Here is a 19,348-nt window from a genome sequence, read left to right on the forward strand (position 1 = left end):
ACCAATAACGAAATATATCCGGCTATTATACTCCACATCCCTATCGAACCGGCATCCGGGACGAACGCAGTTCTCCTCTCAAATATTTAGCAGCTTCACCTGCCAGCCAAAGATAATGATCGGGTGCTTCTCCTTCATAAGTTATAAAAGAACTTTCACCCACCGGAGGTGTATTTGTACATTTAAAGAAAGCTGTCCCCTCATCTATCTCATCAAACATTGCCAAATAAAGGCTTTCTGCTCCTGCATCTACAGCACCTTTTACCTGTTTCCAGAAGAAACGTCCCCCTAATCTCGGAATCATGTTTTGCGGAGCATCCTTTTTCATGTTATGCCAACTAAAGCCCGGAAACAACACCGGTATATAATCTTTACCATTCGCTTTGCACCACTTTATATCTTCCTCTATCGATTTACGATATGGCTCATACGTATTATTATCAAAACGTCCTACCAACCATGGATGGACAATATCCGCCTGTTTTACCAGTTCAAGTAATCTCGTATCAGAAACAGCATCTATCGTTAATGTCCGCCAATGAGTAGGTACACCTACCAATATGGAACAACCTTCACTCTTCAGGAAATCAATGATTTTCTTTACCTGCTCATATCCATATTTACGGCGATCATTAAACCCTATTCCCCAAACAGCAACTAACGGTTTACCATGATGATAAACATAATGATTGTTGTTCCGGGAAACTAGTTTATACTTCTCACACAGCTCTTTCCAGTCACGTATCAATATATCTTCTTCACCGGCTTCCATACCGGAAAGGTCATACATCAGGCAAATTGCCCGGTCATACTTTTCCGCCGAAAGAACAGCATTATTCAGTATCTTATTATAATTATCCTTCCCTTTCTGATTTCGTATAGAAACAACAAAACGTTGCATAAATACCCCATCAATTCCATATTGCTTCATCCATTTAAAATGCAGATCTGTAGTAGAAGCATCATACGAACTAAAAACCTTTGCTGGTGTCTCATCAGGTAACTTAAAAGCCGTTTCATAGGTTTTCTCATATTCAGAAACATCCGGCCAAAGATCAATGGTACACTTGCCCGGTTTGAACTCTTTTTCTTTTTCAAAATGTTTCCAACCCAAACCAGCACCGTCTTCAGGAGTATTAAACCAACCCTGATACCCTGCCATCACTAAATTCTTTATTGATTTGAAACGGACACGACTCATCGACTCCGTCGTTTTTGTCGCCGGATCAGACATCACCACCTCTTTAGGAAGTTGATTTAAGGCAATAAATTCACTGATAAACCGATCCGGATATACTTTCACAAGATTCATCCCTTGATACCCTGTCCCCAGCACCTTTCCTACCGGACCTATCGTTATCATTTCCATATCGTCCACCTTTCCATAAGCATTGTTATGTAAATGCCCCGCAAATATTGCGTTTACTCCATATTTCTGAAACAAACGCACATATTTCTCTCGCATAGGCAAAGAGAAATTCGAATAATTCACAGGTTCATCCATCCGCTTTAGAAAAACAGAGCAATGGGTAAAAACAAACTTGAATCTGGCATCCTTCGTTTTCTGTAATTCCTGTTCCAGCCACTTAAATTGAACTTCTTCCCTCTCCTTGTCCTCCTCTTTTATTATATTTGAATCAATACCTATAAATGCACAATCACCATACCTGAATGAAAAATGGGTTTCTCCGTAGTTTTTTTTATAATTATCTATAGAAGCTCGGCTGACCTTACCTATATCGTGATTTCCCGGAATCATATAAACCTTTACTGAAGAGTCTATTTGAGCAATCATCGACTTATAAGCAGCAATCTGTTCCTTACTCTTCGAATTATTTACAAAATCACCGGTTATCACCACAAACGGAGGTTTTAACTGATTTATAGCTGTCACAGCCTTATTCATAGCCTCTGTTTCTGCCGAAATACTCTTATTATTATCCATGAAGCCAAATTGGGGATCACTTAATTGCAAAAAGAAAAAGGGAGCAGAATCCGCAGCTATCCCATGAGATACAAAAACAGCCAAGAGAAAACAAACGACCGATATTATTTTCTTTCTCATAAATTATTTATTGTTATCACGAGATACGACGATCTGCCTGATGTGTCGTATCCCGTTATTAATAACTATTACTTCTTAAATTGATTTCTGGTTATCTTCAGAAATTCTGATTTGTTTTCCTCCGTCGGTTCCAAATTCGTTCCTTTCTGGTAATTATTCCATGAATTGACTAACACAATGTTTTTACTTCCGATATTCCGTTTAGCCACATTACAGAAATTAATATAATCAGCAGTCTCTCCATCTTGCCCGAAAGTATATTTATAACTTGAAGTTGAATTGATACGGTCATTATAAGAAGGAAAGATACAAGGAACAAAGTCTGTATTCCATTTGGCTATTGTAGCCTTCCAATTGGCCCAATTCAAATCAACAAAACTGAAAAAGGCATAATAACGGTCATACATATTCGTTGACCAGTCGTTCACTGTCACTCCATCAAAAGAAGCAATCTGATGTTCCTCATAATTCACCGGAGCTACCCAACCGGTAGTAAATTCTCCAATCGTATAAAGATCATACCCCAATTCTGATACAGCCTTCTTTAATGCCGGGATGACCAAAGAATAATCAATACTCTTCAATGCAGAAGAAGAAAGGTTAGACGGAGTTATTAGAATAACCGGTCTTCCGTTCATTTTATAATAGGCCTCATCATTAAATAAAGGCACTAAAGTATTCGTAAAGTCATTGATCATCTTATTCAAATTCTCTTCCTCTTGAAGCGGTTTGTCATTAGATACTTTCAGATGTTTGGTGTTATAATTGATCACCAAGCGGACTTTTGCATTGGTTGCCTTACGTACAGACTTAAAGTTTGTAATCAATGTATTATCTGCTGAAGCAGCATCCCAAGTAACTATCAGAAAGTCCAAGGCAGCCTCATCCGCCCAAGCAAGCTGTTGCTGTAACACTCCACTAGTTGTAGACAAATATTCACCCAACAAAGGAGTACCGGCATATATTTTCTTACCGGACTTTAACCAGCTGGAAGAGGAAGTTATATTGGTATAATAAGCACCGACTATCGCATCCACAGGTAAATCCGTCTGTGGTATATCATACACATATTTGCTCTTATCAGGAGCCAAATGATCGTCTTTATCACAAGATACAGCTAACAAAGCGATGAATCCGAGCAATATAATAGTTATCTTTTTCATATCCTTCATTTTTTAATTATTCGTCAAATAAGGGTTAGTCTTAGTCGGCAATGCAAACCATAACTTAGTCGACATTGCATCTTGTCCACCATCGAGATTTGCAATACCTTTCGTCAATTCATATTCATTGTTTGTTTTCTCGCTATCGGGATATACCAATCGCTGTGGAATATAAGCATAAGGATTATCCTTGGTGCCGGCATTCACAGCACCATATCCGGTTTCCGGCTGGAAATGCGGCGGAAATTCCAATACTTGGCTACGGCGAATCAGTGTCCACGCATCCAACGATTGATAAAACATAGCTATATATTGCTGCATGATAATCTGACGATAAATCGGATCAGGTTCATCAGAAGTAATAGCAGAAGATACAATGCCGATAAAATCTTTATAATAATCTTCACCTTCTTCTGTGACTGTGAGATCTGTCAATGTATTCCATTTAATTCCTGGAGTCTGAAGATAATTATTCACTTTTCCACCATCTACGCCATATTGAGCCATTGAAGCGTTCACACCCGCATTGTAATAAGCCTCGGCTGTTTGCGAACCACTTCCCAAACCTTTATGAACCAATTCACTTTTCAACAGGCACACTTCTGCATAATTCATAATTACCTCTGCATAACTTTGCTCCGTGAATTTATCCTGTAATTGAGAGTAATCATCAGCCGTCTTTCCACTATGCGGATTGGGAGACAAGCTGACTCCCGAAGGCAAATTAGAAACTTTCGGTTGTCCCCAATAAGGTGCCCAATGGAAGTTATCAGGCATAGAAGCAGCATTGGCAGGAGTGAAAAATTTCTCCAACCGCGGATCAGCATAGGGAGCCATATACATCAGAATCGATTCGCCGGCAGAGTGAAGCTTATCCAAATTACTTTCACGGTTGATGACCAGATAATCATAAAAATAATTTCTTGTATCTGCATTATCTCCCCATTGCAAAAGACAATTATCTTCATTACTTGTCATCAAGTTCTGTTCATTTTCCATAAGTTCATCAATCACTTCAGTCGCTTTCGAACGGTCAGCATTACAAATACGAACGGCCAAACGCAAACGTAGTGAATTGGCAAACTTCTTCCATTTCAATAAGTCGCTGGATTTCTGTCCTGAAGGAAAAATAGGGTCTGCTTTATAAACATCTCCATCCATCTTCAACCCGTCGGCACATGCTTTCAAATCATTCAGCATAGCATAATAAATATCCGATTCCTTATCGTAAGGCACTCTCTCGCCGGCATTAAAAGCCTGACTTTTAGGAATACCTCCCCAAATAGAAACTGCTTGTGAAAAAAGATAATTTTCCCATATTTTAGCAATAAGTACACGATTGTGATATTGCTCGTCATTTTCCATTTGCGTTTGTATAAAGTGAACAGGAAAAATAGCATAGTTATATACATTCTTCCAATATGAATCATTGGTTGAACCTTGATTTCCATACCGTTGTACCTGTCCACCGGTAGCTCCACCATAATAATGGCTATAGTTGGCCAACAACACTTTTTTCATGCTTCCGCAAAAAGCATTCAGCGTATAATAAGAACTCGTATTGAACAAATATTCAGGATTAATTTCATTAAGTTCATTGGGATTGGCATTGGCAGATTCAAAGTCATTCGTACACGAAACGAAAGAAATGGCCATTGCAGCAAAACCGGCTAATAATATTTTAATCTGTTTCATAATATTCTATCTTTAGAAGGTTAGTTTAATATCAAATCCGACAGAAGATACGGGCGGCATTCCTCCATATTCTATACCTTGAGCATTTCCTGATGAAGAAGAAGCCTCCGGATCTATGCCTTTAGGAGTATTTTGATGAAGAATAGCCAAATTACGTCCTACCACAGCCAGTCGTAGACCACTAATCGGCAATTTCTTTATGATAGACTTCGGAAGACTGTAGGCAACAGAGAGTTCACGGAATTTAATATAGGAAGCATCAAATACAGATCTTTCATCAAAACTGGCATAGCGGTTATTAGGTTTGACAAACAAGAGACAAGGCGTTCCGTCTTCAAAATAAGCGTCCGGATATTGATAACCGGAAGTTGCCTTCGCGCTACTCTCACCATAAATCACATTACTCAAATAATATCCTTCACGTCCTTCGGCAGATTCGGCAACAACACCGGCTGTCGTCGCTCTATTCCATGTTCCCGAATAAAGAGTTCCTCCAATACGTGCATCAAACAAGAAACTAACTGTAAAATTCTGGATTCTGAAATTGCTTCCAAAACTTCCCGTCCATTTCGGCTCGGCACAGCCTAAATATTGCGTATTATCCGTTACCAATATTTTACCTGAAGAATCAACTAATTTACGTCCCTGGTCATCACGTTTCCAAGCACGTCCCTGAATGACTCCATAAGGCATGCCTTCTTCCAACATGATACTGACATTACTTGATTTCAATAATTGCACATTAGGATTTCCGTCCACTACCTTAATTACTTTCGACCGATTACGCGCCCAGTTGATATTCGCATTCCATTCAAACAATTTGGTCTTGACGGGAGTAGCAGACAACACAACTTCCCATCCTTGATTACGTACATGACCTGTATTCAAGAATTTAAAACTATAACCGCTAGGCACCGGCAAAGCGACTTTCGTTATCAAGTCATAGGCATCAGAACGATAATAAGTTACATCTACACCCAAACGATTATGGAAAAAGCGGAGATCAGCTCCAAGTTCCAAAGAACGGTTACGTTCCGGCAAAAGTTGATCATTATTTAAAGTTGTACTAATGGTTTGCAAAGGTGAACCATTATAAATGCTACCCAACTTATAGGTTTGATTAATCCGATATGGATCTGTGTCAGAACCGGCATAAGCAAAAGAAGCACGAATCTTACCGAACGACAAGATAGGTGATTTGATCTTAAATGCATCGGTAAAAATAAACGTAGCACCAAAAGAAGGATAAAAATAAGAGCAATTATCCAGTGGTAAAGTAGACGACCAGTCATTGCGGGCCGTTACATCTAAATAAACATAACTATTGTAACCTAATGACACCGAGCCGTAAGCAGAACGGATTATCTTCTTAGATTGCAGTTGAGTGGCACTAGGATACTCATTCGAGTTAGAAATATTCTTGAAATCAGGAACCAATATACTATTCACACTTTCCGTTCTTTTCTCCGAGTTGCGTTCATATCGGCTAATACCGGCAATGGCATTGACTGATATTTTATGAAATGTTTTATTATACATCAATAAAGCTTCAAAGTTAGTAGAAGTACTGTTATTGATCCAGTTCTTCATACCACCGTCCACATCACTACGTGCACCCAGATTAAAGAACTCCATTCCTTTCCACCAATAAGCATCCAGTCCGGCTTTACCTACCGCCTTCAAGCCCGGAAGTAATTTTACTTCCAGATTCATCGATCCGCTCACCCTGTCACGCGTGTCAGAGTTCGTATTTTCATAAATATTCCAATACGGATTATAACCACGTTCACCAATCGGAATCATTTCATTTCCATTTTCATCCTTATAATGTTTCAATACATCAATAGAAAGCGAACGAGGAAGAGTAACAAACGCATATATAGGATTCTTATCCGAACCATTCATATATTGACGGTTGTCTACCTTTTCATGTGAGTAAGTCATTTTAGAATCTAAAGTCATCCATTTGGTAATCGTATTCATCAACCGGAGATTGAATATATCTTTAAAGCTTTCATTGATACCGTGTACTACACTATTCCCCTTACTTCTCGTATACGATACGCGATAATTATTCTTTTTCGAACCACCTTCCACAGCCAATGTATGTGTGTACCGATGGGCGGTTTCGTAGAAATCCTTCACATTGTCCGGATGTGAAGAATGAGTAGTAAGTACACCGTCATGTCCATAGATAACCTGATCCCACAAAGGTGCTCCCCAGCTACGCAATTTAGCACCTGCAGAAGAATTATAACCACTGAAATTCGGTAAATCTGTTTGCAACCTGTTACCATTAGGTTGAAGCGTCAATTTATGGTCAAGCAAATAAGAGTTCTCTCCTGTTCCCCAACCATTCTGATAATCTAAAAACTGGTTCACTTTTTCAAATTGAAAATTTCCGCTATAAGATACTTTTGTTTTTTCGAATGTGCTCGAACGTTTAGTTGTCACCAATACAACCCCCTGTGCTGCACGCGAACCATAAAGTGCAGCAGCATTCGGTCCCTTCAGGATTTCAATGCTTTCAATATCATCCGGATTGATATCCGCTACCGGATTACCAAGGTCGGTAGAACCTGTACCACCATCAACGGTCACACTTGTATCACCCGGTTCGTTTTCAATAATCATACCATCAATCACGAATACGGGCTGTGAGTTTTCAGTCAGTGAGCTTGTTCCGCGAATAACAATACGCGCACTACCATTGCTCGTTCCCGGAGGAGTAATGGTAACCCCCGCCACCTTACCGGAAAGAGAAGATATCAGATTGCCACTACTATTTTCTGCCAAGGCTTCCGCATTTACACTCTGCCGTGAATAATTAAGACTCTTAGCTTCACGCGTCACTCCGAGAGCGGTAACAACCACTTCATCAAGAGCCTTCGCCGTGCTGGCCAAAGATACATTGATATGAGTCAAACCGGTAATTTTAGCCGTTTTCGTCTCCATTCCGACATACGAAAATTTCAATTCTTGACATCCATTAGGCACATTAAGTGTAAACATACCATTTATATCGGTAATTGTACCTACCGATTTAGCGTTCGTCTTACCATCCGGATCAACAGCTACCACCGTAGCTCCTATGATAGGCATTCCATCCGCAGCATCTGTCACTTTACCCGTTATACGCTTTCCTTGCGCATAACCCGATACACTTATTACTAAAAAGAATAAGAATAGGAAGTAGTTTTTCATAATACTTAATTATTAAATTAAAGAATACAGTATTGATTAATGCATTAAAGATGAACCAAAGATATTTTATTGTGATTAATATTAGATTAATATTCTCTTAATGACGGGACTTTACAAAAAAAATATTTGTAGAAGATAGATTTTAAGGTTACATTAAGTTTTCATTAATCAAACCATCCTATATTTACAGCAAATCTAATTAAAACCATCGAAAAATAAAAAAATCTGTTTATGTACAAGAGAAAATTCATTCCGTTAGTACTGTTAATGATTTTAATCGTCAATGGATGCAGCAACAAGCAAGAGGTAGTGTTAACTCCGGTTGACTATGTAAATCCTTATATGGGGAATATCAGCCATTTGTTAGTTCCTACTTACCCAACTGTCCATCTTCCCAATAGTATGCTCCGCATCTATCCGGAAAGAGCAGATTACACCTCTGATAAAATAAAAGGCTTACCGGTCATTGTCACCTCGCATCGAGGAAAGTCTGCATTCAGCCTGTCTTTCTATCAGGGAGCAGAGAGCGGATTACAACCGGTATATTACTATTGTTATGATAATGAAGTGATAAAACCCTATTCCTATTCTTCCTATTTTGAAGAAGAAGAGGTTTCCACTAAATTTGCTCCCTCCCACCAGGCAGGAATCTATGAACTAAGTTTCCGGAAAAACGATGCTCCATATTTAATACTTAGTACTACCAATGGTGAGCTTAAAACTACGGAGAATACCATTTCCGGTTATCAGAACATAGATCATCAAACCAAAGTATATGTTTATATGGAGACTTCCGCACTACCGGAAAAAACGATGACTGTCAGCAAAGAAGAAATAAATCACAGCCACACTGCCATAAAAGGCAAGAACGTGGGTATCGCTCTCTTATATTCAACAGATATAAAAACAATCAAAGTTCGCTACGGCATTTCCTTCATTGATGAAAAGCAAGCAAAAGCCAACCTACAGCGGGAAATAAAAGATTATGATGTGGAAAACCAAATGAACATTGCCAAAAACATCTGGAACCAAACATTAAGTAAAATCAAAGTGGAAGGAATAGACGAAAATGCAAAAGCAATATTTTATACTTCCCTCTACCGGACTTACGAACGGATGATTTGCCTTTCGGAAGACAACCGCTATTACAGTGCTTTCGACAACAGTATCCACAAAGATTCTGTCCCATTTTATACCGACGATTGGATTTGGGACACGTATAGAGCAGTCCACCCCTTACGTGTCATCATCGAACCACAAATGGAAGCTGACATGATTCAGTCTTTTATCAGAATGGCACAGCAAATGGAACATAACTGGATGCCTACATTTCCTGAAGTTACGGGAGACAGTCGTAGAATGAATTCCAATCACGGTGTAGCCACTGTTATTGATTCATATATAAAAGGAATCCGTAACTTTGATTTATCAGCTGCTTACGAAGCCTGCAAACTTGGTATTACAGAAAAAACGTTAGCCCCATGGTCAGGCATAAAGGGAGGTAAAATCACAAAATTCTATTGGGAAAACGGATATTTACCGGCATTGGCACCGGGAGAACAAGAAACAGCTGACGAAGTACACCCATTTGAAAAACGCCAACCAGTAGCCGTCACTCTAGGTACGTCTTACGATGAATGGTGCCTGGCACAAATAGCCAAACAACTTGGGTATGAGAAAGACTATAACTACTTTCTACAAGGGAGTAAAAACTATCGGAATATTTTCAATCCTGAAACAAAATTCTTCCATCCCAAAAATGCAAAAGGCGAATTCATAGAACCCTTTGATTATGCCACTGCCGGCGGATTAGGTGCTCGTGAAGCATACGGCGAGAATAACGGTTGGATATACCGATGGGATGTTCCCCATAATATTGCTGATTTAATTGAACTAATGGGAGGGAAAGAAGCATTCAGAAATAATCTTGAAACGATGTATAATACCCCATTGGGCGAAGCCAAATATGTATTTTATGCGCAATTACCGGATCATACGGGTAATGTAGGCCAATTTTCAATGGCTAATGAACCCAGTATGCACATTCCTTACCTATACAATTATATAGGAGAACCTTGGAGAACTCAAAAAAGAGTAAGGACATTGCTCGATGAATGGTTTAGAAATGACCTGATGGGACTCCCGGGCGACGAAGATGGTGGAGGAATGTCAGCATTTGTAGTCTTCTCCATGCTAGGTTTCTATCCTATTACTCCTGGTTTGCCTATTTATGTCATCGGAACTCCTATGTTCGAAAGAGCAGTTATTGAAACAGAAGCCGGCAAATCATTCGAAGTCATTGCGCACAACTATTCGCCGACAAATAAATATATCCAATCAGCCAAATTAAATGGCAAAGATTGGAACCAGTCCTGGTTCGAACATAAAGAACTGATGAATGGCGGCAAACTGGAATTTACAATGGGAAACACTCCCAATAAGAATTGGGCGGCAGACAGTGTGCCCCCTTCTTTTGAAATGAATAAATAACAGAATATGAATAAAATATTATTTGTCCTTTTATCGCTTTTGACTTCTCTGCAATCATACTCCCAAGAGCAAAATGAAAAAGAAGTTTCATTTCTCTTGTTAGGAGATATACACTATGATTTATTGGAAGATCACGATATGGAATGGTTATCCACCAAACCGGATGATCTGCGCCAAGTTACCAAAGAATATTCAATATTCACGAAAAATACATGGCCGGAATTCTCCCGGATAATCAGCGGGAAAGTTCAAAAACACCAGCCGTCAATAAAAGCCGTTCTGCAAATGGGGGACTTGTCAGAAGGACTGGCCGGTTCTCCACAAAAAGCAATACAGATGGCTAACAATGCCTTTAAAGCTGTCAACAAAATGAATCTGAAAGTACCTTTCATTATGACTAAAGGTAATCATGATATCACAGGGCCAGGGGCTAAAGAAGCTTTTGAAAAAGTATACTTACCCAATATGGCAAGGTTAGCAGGACATCCATCCTTACAGTCAGCCAATTACACTACTACTCTTGATGATGTATTATTTGTGTGTTATGATCCATGGGATCGGAATCCGGAAGGACTACAACAATTAGAAAAGTCACTAGCCGGTTCGAAGGCTACTTACAAGTTTGTCATGTTACACGAGCCTGTGATTCCGGTAAACGAAAGATGCTGGCATGTATTCCGACAAGATAATGCCAAGAGGGAACAATTGCTGCAAATCATTGCCAGTCAACAAGCAATCGTGCTCTGTGCACATCTGCATCTATACTCCGTTGTCTGTCGGGACACTCCTTGGGGACCTATCGTTCAGATTCTCGTCAACAGTGTCATCAAAGATAAAAATATGCTGGTTCCAAAAAATGTAGTTACAGACTATAGTCCTGAATTTGTAACGGCACACCCACAATGGCAACCTTCTACTCTACAACAACGTATGGAATGGATTGATAAAGAAACTCCCCATATCCGTTTTTTCAAACAAATGGATTTACCGGGCTACGGCATCCTTTCTATTGACAAAGAAAACAACCAGATGCAATTAGAATATTATGCCGCATTTGGAGAAAAGCCATACGATACAGTCAACATATCCGAATTACTTACTTCTAATTAAAAACATATTAGTCATGAATGTAAAATTTAAAGCTCATTTATTTATTCTCTCCTTATTCTTTTGCTATAATCTATCAGCACAAGAAATCGTCAAAGGAGATTTTAAGAACGAAAATCCACAAAGTTCGTATGTTCCTTCATTTGACATGGATGCTACCGACAAACCGGTGAAGAATGTCATCTTAATGATAGGTGACGGCATGGGACTGGCACATATCTGTTCAGGAATGTATGCCAATCAAGGACAGCTTACTATCACTAATTTAAAAACATGCGGTTTCGTCAGAACGCAATCCGCCAACAAGTTTACAACAGATTCAGCTGCTTCCGGAACCGCTTACTCAACCGGAAAAAAAACTAAAAACGGAGCGCTCGGAATGGATGAAAATAACCAAGTTATTCCAAACTTACCGGAGAAGTTATCCGGCTATGGCTACATTTCAGGAATTGTTACCACTGACAATCTCGACGGAGCTACTCCTGCTGCTTTTTTTGCTCACCAACCGGAACGTGGAATGTCTAAAGAAATTTGGGCGGATCTTCCTAACAGTAAACTGACATTCTTTTCTGCCGGTAGTTATGAACTATTTGAAAAACAAGCACCAAACGTTCAAAAGGAAATCAAAAAAGAGTTTACCATCATAGAGGAACCGAATGACAAAGCTATCAAGAAATCTAAAAAACTGGGATACTTACCCACAAAGAGCAAAACAGCTTCTGTAAACGAAAACCGGGGAGATTTCCTTCCGTCTACCACCCAAATGGCTATTGACTATCTTTCGAGCAGGAGTACTAACGGTTTCTTCTTAATGGTAGAAGGTGCCCGAATAGATAAAAGTGCGCACAGTAATGATTATTCGGCAGTTGTCCGTGAAGTATTGGACTTTGACAAGGCGGTAGAAGCTGCTATCAGATTTGCAGAAAAAGATGGAAATACATTAGTGATTATTTCAGCTGATCATGAAACCGGAGCATTAGCTTTACGTGACGGAAACATAAAAGAAGGCAAAATGAAAGCAATGTTTGTATCTAAAGGACATACACCAATCATGGTTCCACTGTTTGCATACGGTCCACAATCCAAGCTTTTTGGCGGTGTTCAGGAAAACAGCGATGTTAGTAATAAAATTCTCCAATTACTCGCTAAATAAGATATAAAACAGATCTGTCATTCAAACTGAAATAAGAAAGAGTTTCTTCTATATGCAAAGAAGAAATTCTTTCTTATTTCTTTTCTGCCTGATAGACTCCAAAAATAATGCAACCTGCTCCCAATAATGTAATCCACGTGATTTTTTCGTGGAGAATGATAACCGAAGCTACCATAGTCACCAACGGATTGAGATAGATATAATTGGAGGCTCTAACGGTTCCCAACTGTTTCAATACCACATTCCAAAGGACATAACAAACCAAGGATGCCAGGACGGCCAGAAATAAGAGATTGGATAATACAACCGGTTTTAAAAGTACATCGAAATCCGGTTGCAGCGGATGAAGAAGAAAGGCGGGAAGTATGGTCAATACTCCATAAAAGAATATTTTGCGGGTGATAAATACTGTGGGGTAACGCCCTGTCATTTTCTTTATCACCAAACTATAAAATGCCCACGACAGGGCGGCAAGCAAAGTAAGCAAATCCCCTACCGGAGATAATTTGAGTACAAAACTACCGTTAAAGACCACCAGTCCCACCCCGATTAAAGCTAATATGGAACCATAAATCAAACCTTTGGTGGCTTTTTCACTCTTATAAAAGAGGAGGGAAAGAATGGTAGTAAGCAGGGGAGCTGTGCAAATGATGAAAGCGACATTGGATGCTTGTGTGATCCCCAAAGCTGTATTCTCTGTAAAGAAATAGAGTGAACCACCGAAGAAACCTCCTGCCATCAACCAAAGTTCGTCTTTCCAATTACCCGCAAACAGACGTTTGGGAGAAATCACCCAAATACCCAGATAAGCAATGAGAAAACGATAGAAGAATATCTCCTGTGGGGTCAGTCCGTGATTAATCAATACTTTGGTTGATATGAAAGTCAATCCCCAGATAGCAACTACAAGTATCGCAATCAGATGGTAATATCCATGCTTCAATTCCATAATGGTGGTGATGTTTGTTTAATAGAGTGCAAAGATAGCGAGAAGTTATGGAATGTTTGTTTGGAGAAGTAACAAAAAGCCCGTACCTTTGTTTATGTTCAAAGAAAGCTCCTAAAATAAGGTATAAGTTATGGAAAAATATATAGCACCGGACAGAAAACGTATCCCATACGGCATGATGAACTTTGCAGTAATCCGCCGCGACGACTGTTATTATGTGGACAAAACCCGGTTTATACCCATGATAGAAGAAGCGGACAAGTTTTTCTTCTTTATTCGTCCGCGCCGTTTCGGCAAAAGCCTCACTGTAAATATGTTGCAGCACTATTATGATATACTTGCCAAGGATAAGTTCGAAGCGCTGTTTGGCGACCTTTACATCGGAAAGCACCCTACGCGCGACCGGAACAGCTATCTGGTACTATACCTCAACTTCTCCGGAATAGTAGGCGAACTGCACAACTATCGCAAGGGGCTGGACGCGCATTGCCAAACAATGTTCGACTATTTCTGTGACATTTACGCCGACTATCTCCCCAAAGGCATCAAGGAAGAACTCGACAAAAAAGAAGGAGCTGTCGAACAATTTGAATACCTGTTCACAGAATGTAATAAGACCAACCAACGTATTTACCTCTTTATCGACGAATACGACCATTTCACCAATGCTATCCTCTCGGATATAGAAAGCCTGCACCGCTATACGGACGAAACACATGGCGAAGGTTATCTGCGCGCTTTTTTCAATAAAATCAAAGCCGGAACCTATTCCAGCATCGAGCGTTGTTTCATCACCGGCGTAAGCCCCGTGACAATGGACGACCTCACAAGTGGTTTCAATATCGGAACCAACTACTCGCTCACACCGGAATTCAACGAGATGATAGGTTTCACGGAAGAAGAAGTGCGCCAAATGCTCACTTATTATTCCACCACCAGTCCATTCAACCACAGTGTGGACGAATTGATAGAAATAATGAAACCTTGGTATGACAACTACTGCTTTGCGGAAGAATGTTATGGTGAAACCACTATGTACAACTCTAATATGGTACTCTACTTCGTCAAGAATTATATTCAACGAGGCAAAGCCCCCCGGGATATGGTAGAAGACAATATCCGTATCGACTACGAAAAATTACGTATGCTCATCCGGAAGGACAAAGAGTTTGCCCATGATGCCTCCATCATACAGACATTGGTGAGCGAAGGCTACGTCACCGGAGAACTGAAAAAAGGTTTTCCTGCTGTCAATATCACCAACCCCGACAACTTTGTGAGCCTGCTCTACTATTTCGGTATGCTCACCATTAGCGGCACGTATAAAGGAAAGACCAAACTCACCATCCCTAATCAGGTAGTCCGCGAACAAATCTACACTTATCTGCTAAGTACCTATAACGAAGCCGAACTCAATTTCAGTAGTTACGAAAAAAACGAACTTGCCAGTGCTCTTGCCTACGATGGCGACTGGAAAGCCTATTTCGGTTATATTGCCGACTGCCTGAAACGCTACACTTCCCAGCGAGACAAGCAGAAAGGTGAATTTTTTGTCCACGGCTTTACGCTTGCCATGACGGCACAAAACCGTTTCTACCGTCCCATTTCCGAACAGGACACACAGGCAGGTTATGTCGATATTTTCCTCTGTCCGCTACTGGATATCTATTCAGACATGAAGCACAGCTACATTGTGGAACTGAAGTATGCCAAGTATAAAGATCCCGAAAGCCGCGTGGAAGAACTACGACTGGAAGCTATTGACCAAGCGAATCGTTATGCTGACACTGATACGGTAAAGAGAGCAGTCGGCACTACACAGCTTCATAAGATTGTGGTTGTATACAAAGGAATGGATATGCCGATATGTGAAGAGGTTTAACAGATAGGCTAACAATATGAAAAGATCAATAAAACGTTTGCCCAAACGCACGCAAGAAGAGTTGGCAGTGTTGCAAGAATTGATATTGTCGAATCTTACGAATGTGCGTATGATTATCTTGTATGGAAGTTATGCACGGGGAAAATATGTCATCTGGGATGAAACATACGACGAACGTGGAGTAACTACTTACTACCAAAGTGATTTGGATATTCTGGTGATATGTGATACGAGAGACGCAAATAAAGCAGAGAGGCATGCGCGCGAGGTGATCGTTCCTAAATATGATACAAGAATGGAAGGAAAGCGGCATCCGGCACCGCCTAATATTATTGTAGAAACTCCAGTGACCATTAATAGAGCTATAAGAAGAAAGCATTATTTCTTTTATGAAATTATAAAAGACGGAATTCTATTGTATGACAATGGTACGTTTCAGATTGGTAAACCTGAGAAGTTGCCGTATCGGGAGATTAAGCAATATGCAGAGGAAGAATATGAAGAATGTTTCTACATGGGAGAATGTTTTCTAGATTCGGGGCATACTGCTTACGAAAAAGGTAATTTTAAATATGGCTCTTTCTTATTACATCAAGCCTGCGAACGTTACTACAAAACGTTTACTCTTGTGTATAGCGGTATTCGCCCTAAATCTCATGAATTGAAAGTACTGGGAGCGATGGTCAGAAGCTGTTCACGAGGATTTGCTAATGTGTTTCCTACCAATACTCCCGAAGAAAATAAAGCGTTTGATAAATTATGCAGGGCATATATCGAAGCGCGATACAACCGGCTGTTCACCGTTAACAAAGAGGAATACGAGTATATGCTGGCACGAACAGAGGTGCTGCGCGAAGTGACTATCCGGGAATGTGCTGCACGCATGACATATTACGACGAGATGATAGAAAAAGAAGAGAAAGACAAGATATAACCATATATTATAAAAATGAAGAATTACCCTCATCACAGCTATCTGTAATGAGGGTAATCACGTTAAAAGAGAGTTTCGATACATCTCCTTACTATCAAATTCTTATATGAAGAACTATTTGGTCACCTTGTAAGTTCCACTTCCATACTCCTTTGACTTCATCTCTCTGGGAAGGGTTACGGTAGCGGTAACACCCTTAGGAATGGTGAATTCCCAAATCCAGGTATCTCCTTCGTATTTCCAGGCGCTCTTGATGAGTCCGGCAGCGGAACGATATTCGGCAGTTACGTGTCCCAATCGCTTGTCTGGAATGGGCTTCATAATGATATGCTTGAAGCCGGGAGTAGCAGGATCGGCTGCAATGCCGGCAACGGTTTCCCAAATCCATTCACATACGCATCCGTAGGCATAATGATTGAAGCTGTTCATGCCGCGCGGTCCCATTCCTTTGTCTATCATATAGCTGTTCCACCGTTCCCAAATGGTGGTGGCTCCATTGTCCACAGAGTATAGCCAGCTGGGGTTCTTACGTTGGAAGAGGAGTTCATAGGCAATGTCTTCCATGCCATTCTCCGTGAGGGTGGCCATGAGGATGGATGTGCCCAGGAATCCGGTCTGCAAGCAAAGATCGTGCTGTGCGAAGTTTTCGCGCAGGCGGTCTATCATCTTCGCTTTGGCTTCGCCTTCCACAAGCTGGTTCTTTAGGGCGAACAAGGCAGGAGTTTGCATAGTGTTGAGGATGGCGGTTTTGAAGGTGCCGTCCTCGTTGAGGAAGTTCTTTTTGATGTATGCCTTTGCCGAATCGGCCATTTGCTGGTACTTGGCGGCATCGCGACCGGTGGAGGCAGCCATATCCCGCATCATGAAAGCATCTATCACCCAGTAGGAAGCGCTCAAATAGTTCCAATAGCTGACGGCATCAGGAAGCGGGCCTTGGGGAGAGAAAGCGAGTCCGCTACAACTTTCCAGTGGTTCGTAGCTCAACCAGTCAGCCCATTGGTAGTTGCCGTTCTCACCGCAGAGGGTCTCGTGGTTATATTTGGTGTCGTTGATGTGGTTCATAAACAGGTCCATGGCGTTCCAGCTCTCCTCAATAATTTGCGTATCACCGAATTGCTTCCATACCGTCCAAGGCACGATGATTCCGGCATCGGCCCAACCCAAACGCATTTTCTCATCACCGTATTGTGCCAAGGGAGCCACTCCGGGGAATCCGCCCAAACTGTTTTGGGTGTCGCGCATGTCACGCATCCACTTGTGGAAGAACTTCATGGTGTTAGCAAAGAACGTACCGGTTTCGGCAAACACTTGTGTGTCTGCTGTCCAGCCCAGGCGCTCGTCGCGCTGCGGACAGTCGGTAGGTATTGAGAGGTAGTTGGATAGCTGCCCCCAATAGGTGTTGGAAATGAGCTTGTTCACAAGGTCGTTACCTGTGGTGATAGTGCCGGTTTCCATTTTCTTTGTGATGGAAGTAACGGGGATGGACTTCAACGACTTGATAGAGACATTTCCGGTGGCAGTTATGGAGACGTAGCGGTAGCCGAAGAAGGTGCAATGAGGGTAGTAGGTCACATAATTATCTCCGGCAGCAAAGGTGTAATCCAGACGAATACCGGTGTGGGGGATGCGCAGGTTTTCGCGATGGCAACTTCCTTCCGGACCGTCCATGCCACGAATCTTAGCACCGTTGCCGTCATTGAGCAACTCTGCGGGAAGGCAGGTCAACACTGTTCCCTCGGCAGCTTTGAATACGAAAGAGGGTACACCGGCACAGTTTTGCCCGAAGTCCACCACTAACGTCTCTCCCGGACTTACGGTCATCTCCGTACCCGATGCGAACTCACGGGCGATAATTACCTTACCGAACTCGTTCTCTTTCGCTCCTTCTATATTCTTCCAAATATATGCTCTGATAGGAGCAAGAGCAAGATCTGTACGCAGATAGACTTCCGCTCCGTCTGAAGGCAGGATGTCGCCGGAGAATTCTGTATTCTCTTCGGGGGTGGAAAGTTTGTCCACACATTCGTAGCCCATCCGTTCGCGTGCATCGTACTCTTCTCCGTCAAAGATGCCGGCATGTTTCACCGGGCCGGCAATTCCGGCTTTCCAGTTTTTAAGGTCAGTACCGTAACGCTTTTTGGTTCCGTCAGAAAAAGTTAGTTCCAGTACACCACGGAAGGCACATTTCTTGCCTATCATGCCGTCATATCCTCCGGGAGTTATGATTTTGTCACCCCACCATCCTGGCGTCACCTGTACGGAAAGCATGTTCTCGGCGTTTGGCTTGGTACGGATGATGTCTGTAATATCATAGGTGAAAGAACGTTTGGTCTTGGCATAGTGTGTGAAGCCCGGTTTCAGAAATTCCCCGCCTACAGGTTTCCCATTCACATACAACTCGTAAACTCCCAGTCCAGCGGTCATCCACTTGGCGGAGACTATTTTCTGTTCATTTTTCACGGTAGACACGAACCAACTGGCACCATCAGCTGCGCGACCGTTGTTATGTCCTTTCACTACAGGGGCGTCTACTGCTGAAATCCATTTGGATTCGTTCCAGGCTGATGCTTCCAATGGGTCAGTACGTTTTCCGACTTCGGTTGCGTTTATCAGTCCGCTATTCAAGAAAAGCTCTAAGTTTGCAGTCGCAAGATAAGAGAGTGGAAAATTTATCTTAATAATACCAAGCGTGGCAGATAAATTTGT

At 41.3% G+C, this 19,348-nt stretch carries 11 protein-coding genes; 5 read left to right on the forward strand and 6 right to left on the reverse strand.

All coding sequences use genetic code 11. The annotated features are described in order from the left end of the window. Positions 1-40 precede the first annotated feature (40 nt). The 4 genes from KFO40_RS05750 to KFO40_RS05765 all read right to left on the reverse strand — a co-directional run bounded on the left by KFO40_RS05750 (position 41) and on the right by KFO40_RS05765 (position 8,127). Positions 41-2,065, reverse strand: coding sequence for a metallophosphoesterase (locus tag KFO40_RS05750; protein ID WP_120144729.1), 2,025 nt, complete (start codon positions 2,063-2,065; stop codon positions 41-43). Between the two features lie 68 nt (positions 2,066-2,133). After that, positions 2,134-3,228 (reverse strand): glycoside hydrolase family 99-like domain-containing protein, encoded by a 1,095-nt coding sequence (locus KFO40_RS05755; RefSeq protein WP_211146174.1) that lies wholly within the window; start codon positions 3,226-3,228, stop codon positions 2,134-2,136. A gap of 12 nt (positions 3,229-3,240) precedes the next feature. Beyond that, on the reverse strand, positions 3,241-4,923 hold the full coding sequence (locus KFO40_RS05760; protein WP_061447930.1) for a SusD/RagB family nutrient-binding outer membrane lipoprotein: 1,683 nt from the start codon (positions 4,921-4,923) through the stop codon (positions 3,241-3,243). Between the two features lie 12 nt (positions 4,924-4,935). After that, positions 4,936-8,127 (reverse strand): SusC/RagA family TonB-linked outer membrane protein, encoded by a 3,192-nt coding sequence (locus tag KFO40_RS05765; RefSeq protein WP_211146175.1) that lies wholly within the window; start codon positions 8,125-8,127, stop codon positions 4,936-4,938. Positions 8,128-8,358: 231 nt separating this feature from the next. Here KFO40_RS05765 and KFO40_RS05770 point away from each other — a divergent pair, with 231 nt between their 5' ends. The 3 genes from KFO40_RS05770 to KFO40_RS05780 are packed head-to-tail and all read left to right on the forward strand — an operon-like array spanning position 8,359 to position 12,877. Beyond that, positions 8,359-10,617 carry a GH92 family glycosyl hydrolase gene (locus KFO40_RS05770; RefSeq protein WP_128131500.1) on the forward strand — a complete coding sequence of 753 codons (2,259 nt, stop codon included), beginning with the start codon at positions 8,359-8,361 and terminating at the stop codon, positions 10,615-10,617. A 6-nt stretch (positions 10,618-10,623) separates the two neighbouring features. Further along, entirely contained in the window at positions 10,624-11,727 is a 1,104-nt protein-coding gene (locus KFO40_RS05775) for a metallophosphoesterase family protein (protein ID WP_128131499.1), read from the forward strand. A 13-nt stretch (positions 11,728-11,740) separates the two neighbouring features. Further along, on the forward strand, positions 11,741-12,877 hold the full coding sequence (locus KFO40_RS05780) for an alkaline phosphatase (protein ID WP_128131498.1): 1,137 nt from the start codon (positions 11,741-11,743) through the stop codon (positions 12,875-12,877). A 73-nt stretch (positions 12,878-12,950) separates the two neighbouring features. On the opposite strand, the gene KFO40_RS05785 is transcribed toward KFO40_RS05780, so the two are convergent. Then, positions 12,951-13,826, reverse strand: coding sequence for a DMT family transporter (locus KFO40_RS05785; protein WP_211146176.1), 876 nt, complete (start codon positions 13,824-13,826; stop codon positions 12,951-12,953). Between the two features lie 130 nt (positions 13,827-13,956). Between KFO40_RS05785 and KFO40_RS05790 the strand changes: the two genes are divergently transcribed. Beyond that, entirely contained in the window at positions 13,957-15,708 is a 1,752-nt protein-coding gene (locus KFO40_RS05790; protein WP_211146177.1) for an AAA family ATPase, read from the forward strand. 16 nt (positions 15,709-15,724) lie between these two features. Next, on the forward strand, positions 15,725-16,642 hold the full coding sequence (locus tag KFO40_RS05795; RefSeq protein ID WP_008646918.1) for a HEPN domain-containing protein: 918 nt from the start codon (positions 15,725-15,727) through the stop codon (positions 16,640-16,642). A gap of 114 nt (positions 16,643-16,756) precedes the next feature. On the opposite strand, the gene KFO40_RS05800 is transcribed toward KFO40_RS05795, so the two are convergent. Continuing rightward, a complete protein-coding gene (locus KFO40_RS05800; protein WP_317194770.1) occupies positions 16,757-19,324 on the reverse strand; it encodes a family 78 glycoside hydrolase catalytic domain in 2,568 nt (855 codons plus the stop codon). Positions 19,325-19,348: the final 24 nt, after the last annotated feature.

Source organism: Bacteroides sp. 1001302B_160321_D4 (assembly GCF_015667765.1).
Lineage (GTDB): Bacteria > Bacteroidota > Bacteroidia > Bacteroidales > Bacteroidaceae > Bacteroides > Bacteroides xylanisolvens.

Excerpts from the sequence above, each read along its gene's own strand:
- KFO40_RS05795 (WP_008646918.1), top strand. The coding sequence starts at position 15,725 with ATGAAAAGATCAATAAAACGTTTGCCCAAACGCACGCAAGAAGAGTTG.
- KFO40_RS05790 (WP_211146177.1), top strand. The coding sequence starts at position 13,957 with ATGGAAAAATATATAGCACCGGACAGAAAACGTATCCCATACGGCATG.
- KFO40_RS05780 (WP_128131498.1), top strand. The coding sequence starts at position 11,741 with ATGAATGTAAAATTTAAAGCTCATTTATTTATTCTCTCCTTATTCTTT.
- KFO40_RS05755 (WP_211146174.1), bottom strand. The coding sequence starts at position 3,228 with ATGAAAAAGATAACTATTATATTGCTCGGATTCATCGCTTTGTTAGCT.
- KFO40_RS05760 (WP_061447930.1), bottom strand. The coding sequence starts at position 4,923 with ATGAAACAGATTAAAATATTATTAGCCGGTTTTGCTGCAATGGCCATT.
- KFO40_RS05750 (WP_120144729.1), bottom strand. The coding sequence starts at position 2,065 with ATGAGAAAGAAAATAATATCGGTCGTTTGTTTTCTCTTGGCTGTTTTT.
- KFO40_RS05770 (WP_128131500.1), top strand. The coding sequence starts at position 8,359 with ATGTACAAGAGAAAATTCATTCCGTTAGTACTGTTAATGATTTTAATC.
- KFO40_RS05765 (WP_211146175.1), bottom strand. The coding sequence starts at position 8,127 with ATGAAAAACTACTTCCTATTCTTATTCTTTTTAGTAATAAGTGTATCG.
- KFO40_RS05775 (WP_128131499.1), top strand. The coding sequence starts at position 10,624 with ATGAATAAAATATTATTTGTCCTTTTATCGCTTTTGACTTCTCTGCAA.
- KFO40_RS05785 (WP_211146176.1), bottom strand. The coding sequence starts at position 13,826 with ATGGAATTGAAGCATGGATATTACCATCTGATTGCGATACTTGTAGTT.